This is a genomic window from Chroococcidiopsis cubana SAG 39.79 (assembly GCF_003991895.1).
Classification (GTDB): Bacteria; Cyanobacteriota; Cyanobacteriia; order Cyanobacteriales; family Chroococcidiopsidaceae; genus Chroococcidiopsis; species Chroococcidiopsis thermalis.
In genome coordinates this window covers 69,721-89,125 of sequence record NZ_RSCK01000024.1, presented here as the reverse complement: position 1 = coordinate 89,125, position 19,405 = coordinate 69,721, and the positions used below count along the sequence as shown (strand labels likewise).

At 44.3% G+C, this 19,405-nt stretch carries 19 protein-coding genes; 5 read left to right on the top strand and 14 right to left on the bottom strand.

Translation table 11 applies throughout. From position 1 onward, the window contains the following. Positions 1 to 85 precede the first annotated feature (85 nt). Complete coding sequence (locus tag DSM107010_RS16535; RefSeq protein ID WP_015157007.1) at positions 86 to 511, top strand: hypothetical protein; 426 nt, start codon at positions 86 to 88, stop codon at positions 509 to 511. A gap of 10 nt (positions 512 to 521) precedes the next feature. Here the strand turns inward: DSM107010_RS16535 and DSM107010_RS16530 are convergent, their stop codons facing one another. From DSM107010_RS16530 to DSM107010_RS16505, 6 genes are all read right to left on the bottom strand, one after another. Beyond that, positions 522 to 1,352, bottom strand: coding sequence for a carbohydrate ABC transporter permease (locus DSM107010_RS16530; RefSeq protein ID WP_106166511.1), 831 nt, complete (start codon positions 1,350 to 1,352; stop codon positions 522 to 524). Positions 1,353 to 1,986: 634 nt separating this feature from the next. Beyond that, positions 1,987 to 2,730: a carbonic anhydrase gene (locus tag DSM107010_RS16525; protein ID WP_106166510.1), complete on the bottom strand. Its 744-nt coding sequence runs from the start codon at positions 2,728 to 2,730 to the stop codon at positions 1,987 to 1,989. Positions 2,731 to 2,830: 100 nt separating this feature from the next. Then, positions 2,831 to 3,127: a P-II family nitrogen regulator gene (locus DSM107010_RS16520; protein ID WP_015157004.1), complete on the bottom strand. Its 297-nt coding sequence runs from the start codon at positions 3,125 to 3,127 to the stop codon at positions 2,831 to 2,833. 4 nt (positions 3,128 to 3,131) lie between these two features. Further along, positions 3,132 to 4,103 carry a sodium-dependent bicarbonate transport family permease gene (locus tag DSM107010_RS16515; protein ID WP_106166509.1) on the bottom strand — a complete coding sequence of 324 codons (972 nt, stop codon included), beginning with the start codon at positions 4,101 to 4,103 and terminating at the stop codon, positions 3,132 to 3,134. Between the two features lie 255 nt (positions 4,104 to 4,358). Then, the gene (locus DSM107010_RS16510) at positions 4,359 to 5,000 is read right to left on the bottom strand and encodes a Uma2 family endonuclease (RefSeq protein ID WP_106166508.1); all 642 of its coding nucleotides are present in this window, start codon (positions 4,998 to 5,000) and stop codon (positions 4,359 to 4,361) included. Between the two features lie 34 nt (positions 5,001 to 5,034). Next, positions 5,035 to 5,658, bottom strand: coding sequence for a hypothetical protein (locus DSM107010_RS16505; protein WP_106166507.1), 624 nt, complete (start codon positions 5,656 to 5,658; stop codon positions 5,035 to 5,037). A 114-nt stretch (positions 5,659 to 5,772) separates the two neighbouring features. Between DSM107010_RS16505 and cobU the strand changes: the two genes are divergently transcribed. Further along, a complete protein-coding gene (gene cobU / locus DSM107010_RS16500; RefSeq protein WP_106166506.1) occupies positions 5,773 to 6,351 on the top strand; it encodes a bifunctional adenosylcobinamide kinase/adenosylcobinamide-phosphate guanylyltransferase in 579 nt (192 codons plus the stop codon). A gap of 125 nt (positions 6,352 to 6,476) precedes the next feature. Then, positions 6,477 to 6,902, top strand: a complete 426-nt coding sequence (locus DSM107010_RS16495; protein WP_106166505.1) for a hypothetical protein — start codon at positions 6,477 to 6,479, stop codon at positions 6,900 to 6,902. Positions 6,903 to 6,933: 31 nt separating this feature from the next. Here DSM107010_RS16495 and DSM107010_RS16490 read toward each other — a convergent pair whose 3' ends face one another. Then, positions 6,934 to 7,899, bottom strand: a complete 966-nt coding sequence (locus tag DSM107010_RS16490; RefSeq protein WP_106166504.1) for a ribonuclease Z — start codon at positions 7,897 to 7,899, stop codon at positions 6,934 to 6,936. Between the two features lie 1,128 nt (positions 7,900 to 9,027). Here DSM107010_RS16490 and DSM107010_RS16485 point away from each other — a divergent pair. Further along, on the top strand, positions 9,028 to 11,874 hold the full coding sequence (locus tag DSM107010_RS16485; RefSeq protein ID WP_106166503.1) for a polysaccharide biosynthesis protein: 2,847 nt from the start codon (positions 9,028 to 9,030) through the stop codon (positions 11,872 to 11,874). Between the two features lie 78 nt (positions 11,875 to 11,952). Here DSM107010_RS16485 and DSM107010_RS16480 read toward each other — a convergent pair whose 3' ends face one another. From DSM107010_RS16480 to DSM107010_RS16450, 7 genes are all read right to left on the bottom strand, one after another. Further along, positions 11,953 to 12,549 carry an FHA domain-containing protein gene (locus DSM107010_RS16480; RefSeq protein WP_106166502.1) on the bottom strand — a complete coding sequence of 199 codons (597 nt, stop codon included), beginning with the start codon at positions 12,547 to 12,549 and terminating at the stop codon, positions 11,953 to 11,955. Between the two features lie 229 nt (positions 12,550 to 12,778). After that, positions 12,779 to 13,630: a DMT family transporter gene (locus DSM107010_RS16475; protein ID WP_106166501.1), complete on the bottom strand. Its 852-nt coding sequence runs from the start codon at positions 13,628 to 13,630 to the stop codon at positions 12,779 to 12,781. After that, positions 13,627 to 14,391, bottom strand: coding sequence for an SDR family NAD(P)-dependent oxidoreductase (locus DSM107010_RS16470; protein WP_106166500.1), 765 nt, complete (start codon positions 14,389 to 14,391; stop codon positions 13,627 to 13,629). Before DSM107010_RS16470 ends, DSM107010_RS16475 begins: the two co-directional genes overlap by 4 nt. A gap of 195 nt (positions 14,392 to 14,586) precedes the next feature. Further along, complete coding sequence (locus DSM107010_RS16465) at positions 14,587 to 14,787, bottom strand: hypothetical protein (RefSeq protein ID WP_015156994.1); 201 nt, start codon at positions 14,785 to 14,787, stop codon at positions 14,587 to 14,589. A 106-nt stretch (positions 14,788 to 14,893) separates the two neighbouring features. Continuing rightward, the gene (locus tag DSM107010_RS16460; protein WP_106166499.1) at positions 14,894 to 16,228 is read right to left on the bottom strand and encodes a flippase; all 1,335 of its coding nucleotides are present in this window, start codon (positions 16,226 to 16,228) and stop codon (positions 14,894 to 14,896) included. 36 nt (positions 16,229 to 16,264) lie between these two features. Next, positions 16,265 to 17,302 carry an adenosine deaminase gene (gene add, locus DSM107010_RS16455; RefSeq protein ID WP_106166498.1) on the bottom strand — a complete coding sequence of 346 codons (1,038 nt, stop codon included), beginning with the start codon at positions 17,300 to 17,302 and terminating at the stop codon, positions 16,265 to 16,267. Positions 17,303 to 17,431: 129 nt separating this feature from the next. Then, positions 17,432 to 18,007, bottom strand: coding sequence for a helix-turn-helix domain-containing protein (locus tag DSM107010_RS16450; RefSeq protein ID WP_015156991.1), 576 nt, complete (start codon positions 18,005 to 18,007; stop codon positions 17,432 to 17,434). 172 nt (positions 18,008 to 18,179) lie between these two features. Here DSM107010_RS16450 and DSM107010_RS16445 point away from each other — a divergent pair, with 172 nt between their 5' ends. Continuing rightward, positions 18,180 to 19,373, top strand: a complete 1,194-nt coding sequence (locus DSM107010_RS16445; protein WP_015156990.1) for an NAD(P)/FAD-dependent oxidoreductase — start codon at positions 18,180 to 18,182, stop codon at positions 19,371 to 19,373. Positions 19,374 to 19,405: the final 32 nt, after the last annotated feature.

The window sequence follows — 19,405 nt, the reverse complement described above, 5'->3', positions numbered from 1 at the left end:
GACAAGGGGGACAAGGGAGACAAGGAGGATAACTACAACCATCAACCACCTACTACCAACTACCCATTACCAATTACCCATTACCATGAACCAACCGATTATTTGGATACACGGAGATTGTCTGAGTCCAAAAAACCCTGCACTGCAAGAATATGCCAATTCGCCTGCAATTTGGGTTTGGGATGAGGCTTTAATTGAGGAGTGGCAGTTAAGTTTGAAACGAATTGTTTTTATTTATGAATGTTTGTTGGAATTACCAGTTGTGATTAGACGAGGTGATGTGGCGAAAGAAGTGTTAGCTTTTGCCAAAGAACATAATGCTGATTCAATTGTGACAGCAAATAGTCCTAGTCCCAGATTTGAAACAATTTGTGATGAAATTGAGCGATCGCTAAAACTTGAAGTTCTCGAAACCGAGCCATTTTTTGAGTACGATGGTTACATCGATCTGAAACGATTCTCTCGTTATTGGAAAGTAGCAGAAAGATATGTATATGGTAGGGGGCATTAATTAACGCGCTCTACTTATTCCCCGTAAAAGTTACCCCTTGAATAAAGTAGCGATTGAAAAAGGCATAAATTAGTAAGGCGGGTAAAGTGAATACCATTGAAGCAGCCATGATATAGTTCCAATAACTAATGTATTGTCCTTTAAATGTATTCAAACCTAAAGGTAAAGTAAACATTTCTGAAGTAGAAACAATCATTAACGGCATTAAAAAGTTATTCCACGAACCTAAAAAGATAAATATAGTTTGAGCTGCTAAGGCTGGTCTAGCTAAAGGTAAAACAATCTGAAAGAAAGTTTCTAAGTAACCCAAACCATCTAAGGCAGCAGCTTCTTCTAATTCCTTGGGAAAGTTAACAAAAAACTGCCGCATCATAAAGATGAAAGTTGCATTGACAATATTCGGAACAATTAATCCCTGATATGAATTTAACCAGCCTAAAGATTTTAGAATTAAAAAACTAGGAATTAGCGTGACTTGAGCTGGAACCATTAAAACTGCTAAAATACAGAAAAATAAGATCTGATTTCCTTTAAAAGGAATGCGAGCAAGGGCATAACCAGCCATTGAGTTAAATAAAAGGTTGAAAATAGTGACAGTGCTAGCAACTACAACACTATTAAATAGCCAACGACCAAATAATGGTTCTTCTAGAAAAATCTTCTGATAATTTTCTAAAGTAAAGTTTTGCGGAATCAAGTTCAAGCCGCCAGCAATAATTTCAGACAAGGGTTTAAATGAAGCAGAAAGCGCCCAAGCAAAGGGTAAAAAAGTTGCGATCGCATAGACAATCAAAATCGCATATAAAATTGGAATAAAAGATATTTTTCGGTTTGCGTTCATTCGCATATCCTTTGGCAAGGCTTACACCTATAGCCTTTTTCAAATGGCTGAGATACAAGATCTGTAGGGGCGCACAGCTGTGCGCCCCTACGAATGTATTCCATCATAATGAGAATAGCTATATATTCGCAATGAGTTTTCTTAAATATATACTCATCCCTCTTTTGTTACCTTTGAAGCAGTAAAATAAAAATCTCCTGTTTCATCTAGGCATAGGACAATTGGTTTGTCCCCAACTGATGCTTTAATTAACTGCAATCTTAGTTCTCGCAAGGCTTTAATATCCCTGGCGTGTATCTCGTAAGAAACGATCTAATTCTTGTCCATCAGATAGACCAACAATCCGGGCGATTGCTGGAGCGCGATTTTCGTTTAATTTTAGAAATGATCCCTAGATGCAGAAACTTAAAGGCTTCAAAATTTCTCACATCACAGAAAAGATTTCGGTACGTTTGGCAATATTCGTCGATCAACGCTACTGTCGATCCTGGCTCTCTACGCTCAACCATAGTCGCAGCCTAGCTTCTAACACTTCCTTCCCTATTTTAGTCTTGTCAAAGCAACAAAAGAGGGATTAGTTCAAATGCAACAGACAGCAGACAAAAGAGATTAGAGGGGTGACGCGAGCCGCATCTCAAGTCACGATCGCGACTTCTCCGGTGTCTAAATCGTATCGTCCGCCAACAATTTTCAATTTACCTTCTCCTACTAGTTGCATTAAAAGATCCGATCGCTCTAATTTTTTCACTTGATATTGCACGTTTGCCACAACTGCATTCTCAATTAAATCGCTTTCCGATTTATTATTTGATTTGTGATTAAGTTGCGCGTTAGCGGAGCTTAACGTAGTTATCGCAGGTTCGATCGCTTTAGCAAAACTACTAATTTGACCTGGAAGTGGCTTACCTTGTACTGCTGCTGTAACTGCACCGCATCGTTCGTGACCTAATACCATAATTAGGGGAGTCCCTAACATAGCTGCGGCATATTCTAAGCTGCCAAGTGCTTCAGTTGTGACAATATTTCCAGCAATCCGCACGTCAAATAAATCTCCAATTCCCAAATCGAATAGGATTTCTGCCGGAACGCGAGAATCAGCACAACTTAGGAGAGTAGCAAATGGATGCTGTGCGGTAGCCACTTCATGCAAGCGTGTCTGGGACTGATGCGGATGTCTCAGCTTTTGCTGCACGAAACGCTGATTTCCCGCTAGCAATCTTTGCAATGCTGTATTAGGACTATCGGGTTCAATATCCTCTATAACTACGGCTTGCGCCGATCGCGCGTAACCAAGTAGGCTACTTGCAGCAACGCTAAAACCAACACCCGCTATCTTTAAAAACTGACGGCGATCGATAAACTTATTCTGACGACTCATAATCCTTCCTAACAAAGCAAGTAACTAGACAGCAGCACGCTAGCCACCAGCCACTAGTCACTGATAACTGATAACGTTTGTACAGACGTTACATGTGTCTCTACAGCGAAGCAATACATCTAACAGAACGAATCTCCATCGCATCGGAGATATAACAAGCGCCACCGAATTTATTCAAAACTGGTCGAATATTTTCTATGACTGGCTTCACTTGCTCTGGCATACAAAAAGCAATGATATAGACATTATCTAATTGCGTTGCGTCTGCACCAGGACTTCTACCAACCACGTTGCGGATCACAGTGTGTGCGATGATACCTGCTTTATCCAAGCCTGCTAAAATTTTTGTCAGTTCTACCGAATCCGCGAGGACTTCTATTCTCTTCACTGCGTGCATAATTTTACCCCCAAAGCAGATTGATGCCGTACAAATACAAAGGAATTCCCACAATGATATTGAAGGGAAATGTCAGTGCTAGAGCGGCAGTAACGTAAAGGCTGGGATTGGCTTCTGGTAGCGTCATCCTCATAGCAGCTGGAACCGCTATATAAGAGGCACTCGCACACAATACCGAAAATAACAGTGCATTTCCCTGCGGCATCCCGATCGCTTTTGCTAAAAGTATGCCAATTGCCGCATTAACTATTGGTATCAATATAGAGAAAGAAATCAAAAATGTACCAGTTTTACCTAGATCTTTGATTCTTCCAGCAGCAACTAATCCCATATCTAACAAAAAGAAGGTTAGGACTCCGTAAAATATGCCTTGAGTAAATGGCTCTTCTACCTTCCAGCCTTTTTCTCCTGACACTGCACCTATTATTAGGCTACCAACTAAAAGAAAAACCGAACTGTTCAAGAAAGCTTCTTGCAAAACTTCCGACCAAGAAAAATCGCCATCTTGCTTGTCGATCGCAAATAGTTTTACCAAAAGCAGTCCGACAATAATTGCTGGGGATTCCATCAAAGCTAAAGCCGCTACCATGTAACCGCTAAAATCAATCCCTAGTTCAGTCAGAAAAGAACCAGCAGTAATGAAAGTGACAGCACTGATAGAACCATAGGTAGCGGCGATCGCAGCTGCGTTATACAAGTCGAGCTTGATTTTGAGAATAAAAAATGTATAAATCGGCACGATACAAGCCATCATTACCGCCGCCAAAAGGGTGAGTATGACTTCTTGACTGGCTCCGCTTTTGACAAGTTCGTTGCCTCCCTTAAACCCAATGGCAAATAGGAGATAAAGCGAAAAAAGTTTAGGTAATGGTTGAGGAATCTCTAAATCCGATTTGACAAAAACAGCTAACATCCCCAGAAAAAAGAACAGCACTGGCGGACTCAGAACGTTAGACGCAATCAAGCTTACATCCATTCCCACCTCTCCTTGAATCTGCGGGAACAGACGCTCAAAACAGTTTTTAACATCACAAAACTTAATATTTTATGTTAAATGCGATCGCCGGACAATAATCTAGCAACCAAGGTGATTTGACTATTCTAATTTGGCAATTTCTACCAAACAAGAACAGCATGAAGCATAGTTTATCAGAAGATGCAACTATTTCTACATTTGCCAGCACTCATTTGTCAAGAAAAGCGGCACTGCAAATCTAACTTGCAAATCTAACTATTGTTGAAACTGAGACAGCAACCACGCGCTAACTCTACCATGATTCATTTGACGAGTTCGCCGCAAAGCTTCTTCTAATAAAGCAATTTCTAAACCTAGTAAAACTTGGGATTGTGTAATTCTTCTGCTACCACCATTTGCTACAGAAAAGGCAAAAATTTCAATATTTTTTACATCGACAATCCAATATTCTGCGACTCCTAACTGTTCGTAAAGCAGACGCTTTTCACCTTTATCATCTGATATAGAAGTATTAGCCACCTCGATTGCTAAAGTCGGTGGTGGATAGAGATCGAGATTAATAATTGTCGTTCCCCAAGGAATTGCTTCAGCATTGCCACCAATATAGTAAGACACATCGGGTTGTGCTTCCCGAACACCTGTTTTCCGATAGGTACAGTTATCTTTACCATTTAAATCTATGCCTGTTATTCCCGCCCAGAGGTGAACGGCATGATTAACTATTGAATGGTCGCTGGCATGGTCGTTTCCCACTGGTGGCATTTCAATTCTCATCCTCTCGTTGAAATAATAACCCTTGGCTTTCTCTAATTGCGGATTTTCAATTATCTGAATGTACTCATCCCAACTAGCTTTCACCCAGGTATCTGTTGGTAGCTCGATCTGCGGGATATTCATAAATCACCTCAGCACAACTTGCTAGATTTGACTTTCAAGAGTTATTAATATTTTCTCCGATCGCACTTGGTTTGATTTGAGCTTCCAGTTGTCGTTTTTGGGCTAAAAGTTCTTGGATTTTACGATAGCGCGCGATCGCTACACTCAGCTCCAACAATTGATCCATAGGACAAGGATAAGACCATTGCTCACCGGAGGCATCGAGACCGCAAACGCGATAGCTAGTTGGAGATAACGAGCGATCGCTGGATAAATCTGGACGTTCAAACACAATTTCTTCGATCTCGTCGTCCGATGCTGAAGCAATCGGATCGGCATCGATCCAACCATTGACAATTGGACCCTCGTAGTAGAGCGCTTGAATTTTCTGTGCTATCTGTTCTAGAGTGGCAACTGGTGCAGATCGTGGTTTTTCTACTGGAGTTTTGGTTGCTAAAGATGGATTGACACTACTAGCAGAAGATAGTTCGGGTAACTGAGGCGATTGGGGACGTTCGCTCTCGATTGCTGACGGTGAAGGTAAATCGACTTTTGGCGCTACTGGCAAAATCTGAAATGAGATCGGGCGATCGGTAACAGTAGACGGTTCAGTAGTAGACTGCTTAAGCGTCTCTAGTTGGTCTAAAGTTGCGTGAATGCGTTGTAGTGCCTGTTTCATGTGTTTATATTTAGTAGCTAGTGGTTAGTGGCTAGTGGCTAGTAGTTAGTAATCAATAGGGTGTAGGGTGTAGTGAGTGGTGCGTGTGTTAATTGCGACTTACGACTTACAGCAATGATGCCAACTTCTCCTTCGAGTCGAATTGTACTCGTTACTGGACCAACTAAATCTGGTAAAAGCGAATGGGCAGAAACTCTAGCAATGCAATCTAGAAAATCGGTGATTTACATTGCGACGGCTCAAACCAATGCTGACGATGCTGAGTGGCAACAGCGGATCTCTCAACACCGCGATCGCCGTCCTGCTAGCTGGTTAACCGTAGAAGCTCCAGAAAACTTAACCGAAACAATCGCCACAGCTCCCTCCTGTTGCTGCTTGCTAGTCGATTCGCTAGGAACGTGGGTAGCGAATTTGCTGGAGCAGGATAGCATTACTTGGGCAGCAACGGAGCAAAATTTAATCTTAAGTTTAGAGCGCTTAGACAATAAAGATGTAATTGTTGTAGCAGAAGAAGCTACCTGGGGCGTAGTGCCAGCTTATTCAAGCGGCAGGTTGTTTCGCGATCGCTTAGGTCAATTAGTCCGTCGCTTAGGAGCTATTGCCAACCCCGTTTACCTCATCGTCGGCGGACACGTCCTTAACCTCAGCCTGCTGGGTTCCCCACTACCCACCCCTTTAAACGAGAAACGATAGCATAGAGTCAGTTGTCAGCAAGAGAGTGACTAGTGGCTGGTGACTAGTGACTAGATGAAGAATTCTACTACTAGCCACTAGCCACTAGCTACTAGCAACTCCCTACTCCCTACTCCCTTTTCAACATGGCATCCACACAAGACGTTAGAAGATATCTCGCATACTGGTTTCAGTTAGGTAAGCATGTCGTCATCCGCGACGGACAAGAACGCTTGCTACCACAACCAGTGATAGAAGGCGATCGCTACAGCCAAGCTTTTGAAGAGTGCTGGCAACGCATTAACGCACCTAATGTAGGGGACTGCTACTTGGAGGCAACAGAGGAATCAGTAGCCGATTTACTCACGCCAGAGTGGGATGTGTCTCCTTGCGCCCGTTGTGCTATGCCCGTACCCGTGCGTAATGTGGGAATGCCTCCGGCTTGCTGTCCTTGCAATGACTTACTGAGTTGGCCCAACCTTGACGTTCCGCAGCCGCGATCGCCAGTCAACTCCCAAGTAAAGCTCAAAGATATACAACAACGGCTGATGTCAATGCGCGATCGCGGTTAGATAGCTTAAATAAATTAGGCACGCAGCTCAACTAGACCTTTGCCGCTTGCTTTTCTCCCTCTGGTTGGCGACGACGGGGAATTTCATAAGTTAAAAAGTCGTGTGCCATTTCAGTGTTGGGAAAGATCGCCCGCGCTTCCTCTAAAAGGTGTTGTAATTGAATGTCATTACCAGGAGCATAGCGAGGGCTAAAATGTGTCATAATTAGCAGCCTCACTTGGGCAGCTAATGCTGTTTGTGCTGCCATCGTTGATGTGGAATGCAAACGTTGAAAAGCGAGTTCTGCATCGATATGAGAAAATGTCGCTTCGTGAATCAGTACGTCCGCACCTTGGGCAAGAGCAACCGCCCCATCGCAGAAAATTGTATCGGTGCAGTATGCTAGCTTGCGCCCTTGTTCTGTGTCACCGCATAGATCGACTCCCCGAATGACCCGTCCATCATTGAGAGTTACAGTTTCGCCCCGCTTCAGTTGACCGTATACTCTCCCAGGAGGGATGTTTAACGCTTTGGCTTTTTCGACATCGAACCGCCCAGGACGATCTTTTTCAGCAATCCGATAGCCAAAAGCGGGGACGCGATGCTCTAAGAGATCGCAACTCACTGTAAATTCTTCATCCTCGTAAACCATCCCAGGCTGTACTGTATGGACGTGCAGCGGGTAAGATAGATGAGTTTGAGAATAGCGACCGCAGGCGCGGAGATACTCTTCTAACTTTGGTGGACCGTAAATATCAATTCGGTGCGGACTACCCGCTAAACCACAGGTGGCTAGCAATCCCATTAAGCCAAAAACATGATCGCCGTGCATGTGAGTGACGAAAATGCGGTTAATTTGGCTAATTTTTAAGTCACTCCGCATAATCTGATGCTGAGTTCCTTCCCCACAGTCAAATAGCCAGACTTCTGCTCGTTGCGGTAGGCGAAGGGCAACACTAGAAACATTACGCGATCGCGTCGGTACGCCGGAACTCGTTCCTAAAAATGTAATCTGCACTGCGGCTGCTGTCGATCTACGACATGGCTGACGTATTCTTTATCTATACTGCCACGCGATCGGCAATCGTAATCCGCGAATCGGGGGATGGGATGTATTTTGACTTCTGAGTTGGAGACTTCCCTTTTGCCTCTCCTCAACCTAGTCGAATCAAGACCCAGTACGATTAGTTTTAGCTTTAGTATTTGGTAGATTCAGGTTGGTCGAGTTTTTGACATACTACAGTTGTGTTCTTATTTTTAGGTTTTTTAGGGCGATTTTAATTACAAAAACGCTTTTTATTAAGATAAATCTAAATATTACCTGTTTTTGCTAGTTTTTCTAGTTGATAATTACTGCTATTTTAATTATTAATAACTGTTTTTATTGGTATGGTAGCTGTAAGCTCAGAAGGTTGTAATACCTCCCTATCTCCAATCTCATTTTCCGTGGTGCAGCTACAGCGGCAAAACCTGTGTCGAAATTTGCAGTATTGCCCTAAAGCCGTGTCGAATTCGAGCCAGTTTGGGTGAAGTTAAAGTTTTTCTTTCACCAAATCTATATGTATCTAAAAATGCTTAGTCAACTGTAATTTTACTGATATTCAGTCTCAGTAAAACTCAAAAGTTTATGAATCTGCGGTAAAAATTCTTTCAAGGGGTGTGAAAGTTGTGGTAAACTCTTAGCGAGCGTTGATATATATGAGAGGAGGAATACAAAAAAAAGTAATGATTAATAACTCAATTTTTGGCGATCGAACTAGCAAAGTTTAAAGATGCTGATGGAAATGCTGGCATCATATTATTGATTTATCTACAACGTTAAAATCCATTCAATTAAAATAGAGCGTATTAGCTTTTTCTGAAAAAATGGACGAGCAGCTCGGTCTAATTAGGCGAGCATTTTGTCATTAGTGCTAAAGATATCTAAGCACTAGATTTCTCATGTTTTTTCAGATTTCAAAAATATCGCGGTATCCTGAAATTGGGCGTAAAACGCCTGGATTGTTCGGCTATTTACTCCAATTGCAGACTGTAGCGATCGAAAGCAGAGATAAGTATTCGTGCAAAAATTGCATCTAGTATCTGCTGCAAAATCTTAAGTAAATGAAGCTTAAACCCTTCAATTTCCGAAGCACCTGTCAACAAAATGAAAATCATAGTAGAACAAGTATCCAAAGCTTTATTGGAAATCAGAAATCGACATTTTATTATTCTCGACACCATCGTATTTTCAATCGCACCAATCCTAGCACTGAGTCTGCGCTTGGACGAACTCAATATTATTGAAACCCTTAACACATATGGGCTGCAATTAGCGATCGTCTCTACCGTATTTATCATTGTAAAACTAAGCATCTTATATAGTTTTGGTTTTTATCGACGGTGTTGGCGCTACGCTAGTATTGACGAGCTGACGCAAATTGTCATGCTGACGTTAGCAGCGATTGTCCTCGAAACAATAATTGTCTATACCTTTAATAACTGGTCTAGTTTTTCCGCTGTCTTGCCGCGATCGCTAGCGCTGCTAGATGGAATGCTCAGCCTAATCTTCGTAGGTGGACTTCGCTTGAGCATTCGAGTGGTCGAAAGAGCAAACTACAGGCAAGCTCAACCTAAAAGTAGCGAACGCTTGCTAATTGTTGGTGCAGGTAATGCAGGCGTGACAATTGCCCAACAGATGCAGCAGAACCCACACTTCAATCTTTACCCCATCGCTTTTATCGATGACGATCCGGCGAAATTTCAATTAAGAATTCGCAGTTTACCTGTAGTTGGCGATCGCCATCAGATCCCGAAAATTGTTCGATCCTTGCGTGTCGATCGCGACGCGATCGCCATGCCGAGCGCCCCTGGCGAAGTCATTCGCGAGATCTTAGATATCTGTCAATCGAGCGGCGTGCGTACCAGCACTTTACCTAGCGTCAGCGAGATCGTCAACGGTTTCAACGGTCGCGTGGCGATCGAAAGCATTCGCGAAATCAAAATTGAAGACTTATTGCGTCGGGAACCAATTCAAACAGACGGGCAGAAAGTCTCGCAGTTATTAACAGGTAAAAAAGTACTCATCACTGGCGCAGGTGGGTCGATTGGTAGCGAACTTTGCCGTCAAGTCTTTCGCTGTCGTCCCGCAGAAATCATGCTGGTAGGACACGGCGAAAATTCGGTCTTTTACATCCAACAAGAATTGGAACGAGTCATGGAAGTGCTGCGGCAAGACGGCGCGATGCAGGGATATATGCCACGCCTGCGCGCTTTTATCGCCGATATTCGCTTTCCATCGCGTTTAGAGTATGCTTTTGACCAATTTCGCCCAGATATCGTTTTCCATGCTGCCGCGCACAAGCACGTACCCCTGATGGAGGTGAACTCACCAGAAGCGATTACCAACAACGTCTTGGGGACGAAAAACCTGCTCGATCTTGCACTGCGATACGATGTCAACCAATTCGTCATGATTTCTACGGATAAGGCAGTTAACCCAACTAATATAATGGGAGCCAGCAAGCGGACTGCCGAAATGCTCGTTCTGCAAGCAGCGCAAAAGAGCGGCAAACCTTATGTTGTCGTCCGGTTTGGTAACGTGCTGGGGAGCAGAGGTAGTGTCGTGCCTACCTTCAAGCAACAAATTGCTAAAGGAGGACCGATTACCGTTACTCATCCCGATATTCGACGCTATTTCATGACAATTCCCGAAGCCGTGCAATTAGTATTGCAAGCGGCGGTTGTTGGCTGTGGCGGAGCCATATTAATGCTAGACATGGGACAGCCAGTGAAGATTGTGGATCTAGCGAAAGATTTGATTCGGCTGTCTGGATTGCAGGTAGATAAGGATATTAAAATTCAGTTTACGGGGTTGCGACCAGGAGAAAAGCTCTTTGAAGAACTGTTCATCCCTGGCGAACAGTACGAAAAAACAGAACACGAAAAAATTCTGATTGTCAAAAATGCCAGTAACTTTACGCCAAAAACTTTAAATTCTTTGGTAGAAGCACTGTGCGATGCCGCACGGCAAAATGATGCTCCGGCGATCGCCTTCTTATTACAACAGCTCGTACCTGAATATAAGCCACAAAACTCTCCAATTCCCAAACAATTACCTGCAAGCCAAGAAAAACTGCTGGATGAACTTATCGTTCCAAGATCGAAGCGGCAGCATATTCTAGATACGCCTATTGCTGCACTCGATCGCCAGTCCAAAATTCAGCTACAGGAAATTGAGCAAGCATTCGAGCAGGGTGAATTTGAGATTCACTACCAACCGATTGTTGTGTTGCAAACCAATAGAATTGTTGGGTTTGAAGCACTCTTACGCTGGCAGCACCCCACGCAAGGGATAGTTTCACCTACGGACTTTATTTCTGCTCTAGAAGCAACAGACGCGATTTCAACTATCGGCTGGTGGTCGTTGCGGCAAGCTTGTCAACAGCTACGCCTATGGCAAGAGTGCTATCCCAACATTCCTTTGACTGTGAGCGTGAATCTTTCCAGTACCCAGTTCGCCCATCCAAATCTCGTGGCACAGTTGGGACTCGTTCTGGAACAAACTGGATTGAATCCTCGAAATTTGCGTCTGGAAATTCCTGAAAGCGCAATCTTATCGGATATTGAATTTGCGAACCAAAGGGTAATAGAACTCAAAGCATTAAATGTAGAATTACAAATTGATAATTTGGGTATTGGCTATTCATTTTTGAGCTTACTGCAAAGGCTCCCCAATCGCATGTGCTATGAAAAATTCGATCGCCTCAGCGTCGATCGCTCCCTCGTCAATCAGATTGATACTGATGAAGAGAGCTTGGAGATTTTACGGACAATCGTGGCGATCTCCCGCAACTTGGGTGTAGAGACAACGGTAACTGGTGTAGAAACTGCGGCTCAGCTAGCACAACTCAACGCTTTGGAATGCCAATACGGACAAGGCTACTTTTTCGCCAAACCCATTAACAAAGATGCTGCCAGTACGCTGATTAATTCGCAATTGCAACCCTTGTAATCAGTTGTCAGTTATCAGTTATCAGTTGTCAGTGTAGAGACGTTACATGTAACGTCTCTACTTACTGGAGATTAGTGGCTAATAAAACTCTGATTCAAGCTCCTGCCACGGATCTAATTCTAGAATTGGATCGACTTCATCTAATTCGATATCTGTCGGGCGATCGCTCAGAGGAATTTCTGTGGCTTCAGGGAAAATAGACGGTAGTTGAATTACAGTTGCTTCTCCTGCATTACTGCCATTCTCATCAAGTTGAATTTCGTCAATCAAAAATTGCTCTTGTAGGTTTTGGCGATCGGAGATTGCTACATCATGAGCATGACTAAAAACTGTCTCGGCTAAGTCTTGCCGAATTACATCTACTTCTTCCAAAATCAGTACGAATTCTCCAATCCGTAATATATCTCCAGGTTTCAGGAGATATTTTTGATTAACATCAGCTAATTTACCATTAATTATTGAGCCGTTTCTACTTCCAATATCAATAAAGTAATGATTGCCACCTTGCTGAAGAAATTTTCCATGTAAACGGCTAACATCAGCACTATCTAAAACTAAACTTGCAGAAGAAGAGCGACCGATCGAACACTCTTTTTGGAAATTGTTTGTTGCTAGGAAGAGATTAACTTCTTGCGTTTCATTTAGCTTGCGAGAATTAAAAATTTTAATTTGCATAAATCAAAATTCAAAAATCAGAAGTCAAAAGTAGTTTTTCTTCCTCAGCTTTCTCAGCTCTCTCCTACCCTAATCTCTGCCATAAATGACAGTAGCCATACTCTCTCTTGATAAAATACCCAAATCGAAAGGTATGTTAACTAAGTTTTTGATTTGTTTTGTTAATTTTTCTAAATGTAGGGTGACATTGCCCACCTGATGAAACTATCTAAGGATTATGCAGGCTAATTTACGTTTCTTGGAGATTGACCAAGAAGACACCCGTAAGTGTAATTATTCCACCGACTATAGATAACAAACTGGGTAATTCTTGCAGCCAGATCCAGGCGATCGCAATTGCGAGAAATGGCACGAGATAAAGATAGCTAGCGGCTTTGGCGGCAGAAATTTGCGATAGGGTGTAAGTCCAAGTCATATAAGCGATCGCAGCGGGAAAAATGCCTAAATAGGCGATCGCTAAAGTTGATTCTAAGGAAGCTAGCCGCACTGATGCTGTATCTGGTAAAAATCCTAGTAACGCGATCGTGCCACTCCAAATTGTATAAGTAGCTAACTCAAACGCACCGTACTTTTTAAACAGCGGTTTTTGTAAAATGAAATAAAATCCCTGAGAAATGGCAGCTAACAAAATTAGCACCGCGCCGAAGTTGAAGTGAAATCCTCGTATTTCTCCCAGTGAAATTAAAGCAGCACCAGTAAAACTAATGACAATTCCCAGCCATCCCCGTGCTGTCAATTTTTCACCCGAAAAGGCTGTGGCTAATAAAGCAGTAAAAATTGGACTAGAAGCATTCAGAAGACTCGCTGCGCCTGCGGTGACAGTTTGTTGTCCAAATGCTAAACATAAATGGTAAGTGCTAATCCCTAAAAATCCGCCAAGGGCGATCGCGGGTAAGTCTTTCACTTGTGGCAAACGCATCCGCGTCAGATATGCATAACCTACCAGGACAAGGGAGGCGATCGCAAAGCGCAAGGCAACTAAATGTTCGGGGCTGTAGCCGCGTAAACCTGCCCGCACGCCAGCAAAGCCAGAACCCCAGAGGATGAGAGTTACCAACAGAGCAAATAGTTTTTTATTCACGCTGCATGATAGCCCCCGTCTACATACAGCACCTCACCTGTGATGTATGAAGTTGCATCGCTGGCAAGGAAAATATATGCACCAAGAAATTCTTCTACTTTTCCTCGCCTTCCCATTGGCGTAAATCTCGTTACCCGTTGCTGATAAGTGTTGTTTTCGTCGTACTCAACGCCTGCCATCATGTTGTCAATGTATCCAGGCGCGACAGCGTTAACTCTCACTCCTTTTTGCGCCCATTCCACAGCCATTGTCCGCACCATTTGATTAATCCCTCCCTTAGAAGCGGCATAAGGGACTAACCCGGGTATTCCTACAGCGCCAGCAATAGAAGAAGTCATAATGATACTACCAGCGCCGCGATCGAGCATTTGTTGGGCGGCGAACTGGGCGCAGAAGTAGTATCCCCGCAAGTTAATATCGATAATTTTGTCCCATTCTTCCGCTTCGTATTGCTCGGCAGGTTTAATAATATCGATGCCAGCATTGCAAATTAAGATATCGATCGCGCCATAATGCTCTACTGTTCGGTCTATGAGTTGCTGGCAACGATCGCGTTTACTGACATCAACTTCAACAGCATAGACTTCTAAATCTTGTGACTGAAACTCGCGTTGAGTTGCTTCTAGTTCCTCTAAATTCCAAGAGGAGATAACCACTTTTGCACCGCGATCGGCAAAACCTCGCGCAATAGCTTTGCCCAATCCTCTACTAGAACCGGTGATGCAAACAACTTTACCCGCAACGCTGAATATATCTGCCATGAGTTGTTGGAGACCGAGTAGATTCTCATCATCTCAACATATCTCAAATCTAACTTGAGTTCAACATATTGAAAATTTAATATATGGAACTCCACTCTGAATGTTTCAGTAACTCATAGCACCGATCGGCTAGTTCCTGAATCTCGTTTGGTAGCTGTCGATAGTGATACCAAAAATCAGGAGTCGCACGATATCTCATAAGTCAGTACAACGTCCTTCACGTAAGTGTTGCAGTGCCCGTTGAGCCAGACGATCGAGCCGACCTGCTGCGACATCTTCCTCAAACTGCCGATCCCATACTGCTGCATCGAATTCTGCAAACCACGCTCGGAAATCGGCAAGCTCCTCTACTGATAGTTGGCTGACAGCCTGTTCGATTTCTTGCAAATTATTCATACGAAGGAAATTTACAGATGACTGAACCCTTTTGATGATAACGCTCCGCCGTACGCATAACTAACTTCTCCGCCTACCCTTTTCGACTCTTGAAGAAGCGATCGCCTTATCGGAAGGTAGCCAGAATTGAGGGACGAACATCAAGCCGTTTAACAACTATGGCATGAAGCCAAACATTCCATAACATCATGGAAAATGCCGTGGCTAATGCCGCGCCAAAAATTCCTAACCAGTGGATGCCAATTAGGTTTAAAACGACATTTACTAAGGCACTAATTCCCATCACTGATGCAGCAGGATTTTGGTTGCCTGTCATCATCAACAGGTATCCCACCGAACCCGCACCCACGTTTACGAGTTGCCCTAGAATCAGCACGATCAGCGCTCCTCTGGCTGCTGTAAATTCTGTCCCGAATAATTGCAGCACTGGAACGGCAAAAACAATGAGTCCGATCGCAATTGCCAATGCCGGATAAAACATCCACCGCGCAATTGTAGATACGAGCTGCTGCAATCCTTGGCGATCGCCTTGAGCGTGTAGCGAAGCGATGATGGGAGCAAAAATTGCATTGACAGCGGTGAGAATGAAATGAACCCACAGCGATGTTTTGAGTGCTGCACTGTAAATCCCCACGGCTTTAGCTCCTAGCATGGCTCCTAGCATGAGCGTATCTGTTTGGCTCAACACAATCGACGAGCCATCAAGAAACATCAATGGCAAGGCAACTCGCCACCATTGACCGATTGCATAAGCAGGAACAGCTTGAGAGATTTCTGTAGTTAATTCTCGATAAAACAGAAGTGCTTGAACTAACAAAACCAGTAGCAGTGACAGAATTGAAAGCGCGATCGCCTCTGTGCTATTTAAATTCTCATGTAGCTGCCAAATAAAGGCAATGGCAATTAATACTAACGGATAGGCGATTAAGTATGGAGCATAAGCTAGGGTAATTCTTTGAAAGGCTCTAGCGATTTGTTGCTGAAGAATAGCCAATGCCATCAAAGGCACACTCCAAACACCAAAAATCAGCGATCGCGAATGCTCTAACCCGTAATGTATTGATAGCCACTGCAATACAATCGTGCTGAATATGGCTGTAATCAAACTAGCGATTAGCGTTTGTTGCCAACTTCCCCAAATAATTCCCCGCAAATGTCGCCAATCTTGCTCGAACTGGTATTTGGGGATAAATCGTAAAACCGCAGTCGGCAAACCCAATCCGGCGAGAAAAGCTAGAGAAAGACTGAGGGCGATCGCATAATCGTAAATTCCATACTCCGTGACTCCCAGCCACCGGGCAAGCAAAATTTGAGATATATAGATCGCGATCGCGCTGAAAATTTGGACGCTCAGCGCCGCCCTTGCACCTCGTACCAATGTGTTTAGCAGATCGGATTGCTGGTGTTGTAGCCAAGATTCAAATTTGGGCAGATGAGGCATCAATCGCACTCTTGAATTCTAGATGCTACAAATATACTACATAGCCGTACTGATTAAAAACGCTTGCCATTGAGCATCATATTTCGCCTTCTCTGTTGCCGATAGAAAAGTCGCTGCCAGCGTGTTGAGGTTAAATTGCCATAGTTCTTCCCATGAAAACCCTTGAGATGCTAGCGTTAAATATTCGTTATTGAGACTGGTAGAAAACATTGCCGGATCGTCAGAATTGACAGTGCAATAAAGTCCTGCATCTACCATTTGACGGATCGGATGCGGCTGTTCGCGTCCCACAACTCCAAGGCAATAGTTACTTTGCGGCGAAACCTCCAAGGGAATTTGACGCTGGCGGAGTACCTCAACCAATTGCGGATCGTCTAAACAGCGAATACCATGACCAATTCGTTCGGCTTGCAAGCTATTCACTGCTCCCCAAATACTTCTAGTTCCGACGACTTCACCAGCATGAGCCACGACTCTCAATCCTTGCTGACGCGCTTGGGCGAATGTTTCGGTAAATAATTCCGGTGGATAGCCAACTTCAAGTCCTCCAACTCCCAACCCGATAAATAATCCTCGCTCTTTACCTTTCAAGACAAATTCCAGTACACGAGTTTGAGAATCGGGAATTTCACGGGCAATATCGGGAATTAAGTTGACTCGAACGCCATACTTTGCTCGTCCCGCTTCAAGTCCAGCGGCGATCGCATCTAAAATCGCTTCATCTTCAAACTTTTGGGTCAAGAAAGACGCACTGAGAGAAGCTTCGGTATAAACGATATTTTGTTCTGACTGCCGCTGAAAGAAACGCTCAATTATCAACTTGTAATCATCTGGAGTTTGCAAGCAGCGCGCAGCAGCAGTGTAAACCTGAATAAAATGAGGAAAACTACGAAATTCAAAATACTCTTTCCACTCCCCTAAAGAATTAGCAGGCAGATCGACTCGATGGCGTTGCGCCAACTGATAAAACGTCTCAGCATCCGTCGCGCCTTCAATGTGGACGTGGATCTCTGCCTTTGGCATCGCTTGCAGTCGGGCAGCGAGGACTGAAGAAACTGTAGCTGGATGCTGCATGAGTTTAACCTTTTAGCTATCTTTTCGCTTTTAGAGCGATCGCGAAAATTCGCATCAGCTTCTCAACTTATCGCAAGCAAACAATAATTTCAATATATTGAATTTCGTCCTGTTCTACTGCGACTGGAGCTACAAAACATAAACGAGTAATGCCCGTGCTTCCTCCGCGCCAATATTTTGAATCTGGTGATGAAGATCCGCAGGATATCTCGCTGTATCGCCTGCGTTTAGAGTTTGCTCGCATGTACTGCTTTTAACTAGCAAATTTCCGCGCAAAACAGTTAAATGCTCGTAACTACCGGAGGCGTGTGGTTCGCTCTCCAAACAGGCATTGGGTTGCATCACCAGTTCGTACCACTCAGTAGCACCAGCAGATGAGATCGGGCTTAAAATTCGTAACTTACACTTACTATCTTGGCTGGCGATTGTGGGGGTATGGTGCGATCGCATCACCTCAATTTTCGTAGGCGCGATCGCGGTTTCCACATGCGCTTGACTGACTAACTCGGTAATACTGACATCCAAGGCATGGGCGAGACTCCATAAAGTGGCGATCGTCGGATTTGTTAACTCTCGTTCGATCTGCGACAGCATCGACTTAGAGACGTGAGAGCGTTGAGCGAGTTGTTCCAGAGTCAAATTACGGCGTTTGCGGATAGATTTAACGATCGCCCCGATTGCTGGTGGGGAAGGCTGGCGGGTCATCTATAGTAGCAGTACGATTGTATTTTTTACTCTAGGAGATTACAGCAGCAATTCGCCAATGCCGAAGTTGCAGTAACTCAAATTAACCCCCGCAGCAAGAGCAGGAATTTGTAATTGCTTTGTTAGAGTGAAGAGAGTAGCCCTACTTGCAATTCGATCGCCCCTCAGAATTATGTCCCAACAACCCGCACGTATTTGTATTCTCGGTGGCGGCTTTGGCGGTTTATATACGGCACTACGCCTGAGCCAATTACCTTGGGAATCGGAAAAACCAGAAATTGTCCTAATCGATCGCAGCGATCGCTTCTTATTTTCGCCCTTGTTGTACGAATTGCTCACGGGTGAATTGCAAACTTGGGAAATTGCCCCGCCGTTTGTCGAACTCCTCGCCTCAACTGGGATTCGCTTCTGCCAGGGTGAAGCAGCAGAAATCGATATTTACGAACAGCGAGTTCGGCTGCAAGATGGAATCGAAATTCCCTACGATCGCCTAGTACTAGCTTTAGGTGGTGAAACGCCTCTAGATATGGTTCCTGGGGCATCCTCCTATGCTTTCCCCTTCCGTACCCTTGCCGATGCCTACCGCATGGAAGAAAGGCTGCGGTTACTTGAAGCATCTACAGCAGATAAAATCCGCGTGGCAATTGTAGGGGGAGGATATAGCGGAGTAGAATTGGCGTGTAAGCTGGCAGATCGTCTTGGTGAAAGAGGACGCTTCCGATTGGTAGAACTGAGCGACCAAATTCTCAGAACCTCCCCAGAATTCAACCGCGAAGCAGCCACAAAAGCATTGGAAAAAAGAGGGATTTGGCTCGATCTCGAAACCAAAGTCGAGTCAATCGAACCAAATGCGATCGCCCTGGAATATAAAAATCAAGTCGATATTATTCCTGTAGATATTGTCGTTTGGACGATAGGCACGCGAGTTGCGCCAATCGTGCGATCGCTGCCGCTCAAACAAAACCAACGCGGACAACTCACGGCGACATCGACATTGCAAGTCATAGATCGTCCCGAAATTTTTGCTTTAGGTGACTTAGCTGAATGTCGCGATGCCGCAGAGCAACAAGTTCCCGGTACTGCCCAAGCTGCCGTACAACAGGCAGACTACGCTGCTTGGAATATTTGGGCTTCCTTGACCCACCGTCCTTTACTTCCCTTCCGCTACCAGAATTTAGGGGAAATGATGACTCTAGGGATTGACAGTGCCACGCTTACGGGTTTGGGAATTAAGCTAGAGGGTCCTCTCGCCGCGATCGCCCGTCGTCTGGCTTATTTATATCGACTGCCAACTCTAGATCATCAAATTAAGGTGGGCATCAACTGGATTACCCGCCCGTTTTTGCAGGGACTAGAAGAGAGCTGAGGGAGCTGAGGGAGCAATTCTGGTTCCACTAG

Bases quoted from the DNA above. Each gene is read 5' to 3' on its own strand.
- DSM107010_RS16535 (WP_015157007.1), top strand. From the start codon at position 86: ATGAACCAACCGATTATTTGGATACACGGAGATTGTCTGAGTCCAAAA.
- DSM107010_RS16530 (WP_106166511.1), bottom strand. From the start codon at position 1,352: ATGAACGCAAACCGAAAAATATCTTTTATTCCAATTTTATATGCGATT.
- DSM107010_RS16525 (WP_106166510.1), bottom strand. From the start codon at position 2,730: ATGAGTCGTCAGAATAAGTTTATCGATCGCCGTCAGTTTTTAAAGATA.
- DSM107010_RS16520 (WP_015157004.1), bottom strand. From the start codon at position 3,127: ATGCACGCAGTGAAGAGAATAGAAGTCCTCGCGGATTCGGTAGAACTG.
- DSM107010_RS16515 (WP_106166509.1), bottom strand. From the start codon at position 4,103: ATGGATGTAAGCTTGATTGCGTCTAACGTTCTGAGTCCGCCAGTGCTG.
- DSM107010_RS16510 (WP_106166508.1), bottom strand. From the start codon at position 5,000: ATGAATATCCCGCAGATCGAGCTACCAACAGATACCTGGGTGAAAGCT.
- DSM107010_RS16505 (WP_106166507.1), bottom strand. From the start codon at position 5,658: ATGAAACAGGCACTACAACGCATTCACGCAACTTTAGACCAACTAGAG.
- cobU (WP_106166506.1), top strand. From the start codon at position 5,773: ATGATGCCAACTTCTCCTTCGAGTCGAATTGTACTCGTTACTGGACCA.
- DSM107010_RS16495 (WP_106166505.1), top strand. From the start codon at position 6,477: ATGGCATCCACACAAGACGTTAGAAGATATCTCGCATACTGGTTTCAG.
- DSM107010_RS16485 (WP_106166503.1), top strand. From the start codon at position 9,028: ATGAAAATCATAGTAGAACAAGTATCCAAAGCTTTATTGGAAATCAGA.
- DSM107010_RS16480 (WP_106166502.1), bottom strand. From the start codon at position 12,549: ATGCAAATTAAAATTTTTAATTCTCGCAAGCTAAATGAAACGCAAGAA.
- DSM107010_RS16470 (WP_106166500.1), bottom strand. From the start codon at position 14,391: ATGGCAGATATATTCAGCGTTGCGGGTAAAGTTGTTTGCATCACCGGT.
- DSM107010_RS16465 (WP_015156994.1), bottom strand. From the start codon at position 14,787: ATGAATAATTTGCAAGAAATCGAACAGGCTGTCAGCCAACTATCAGTA.
- DSM107010_RS16460 (WP_106166499.1), bottom strand. From the start codon at position 16,228: ATGCCTCATCTGCCCAAATTTGAATCTTGGCTACAACACCAGCAATCC.
- add (WP_106166498.1), bottom strand. From the start codon at position 17,302: ATGCAGCATCCAGCTACAGTTTCTTCAGTCCTCGCTGCCCGACTGCAA.
- DSM107010_RS16450 (WP_015156991.1), bottom strand. From the start codon at position 18,007: ATGACCCGCCAGCCTTCCCCACCAGCAATCGGGGCGATCGTTAAATCT.
- DSM107010_RS16445 (WP_015156990.1), top strand. From the start codon at position 18,180: ATGTCCCAACAACCCGCACGTATTTGTATTCTCGGTGGCGGCTTTGGC.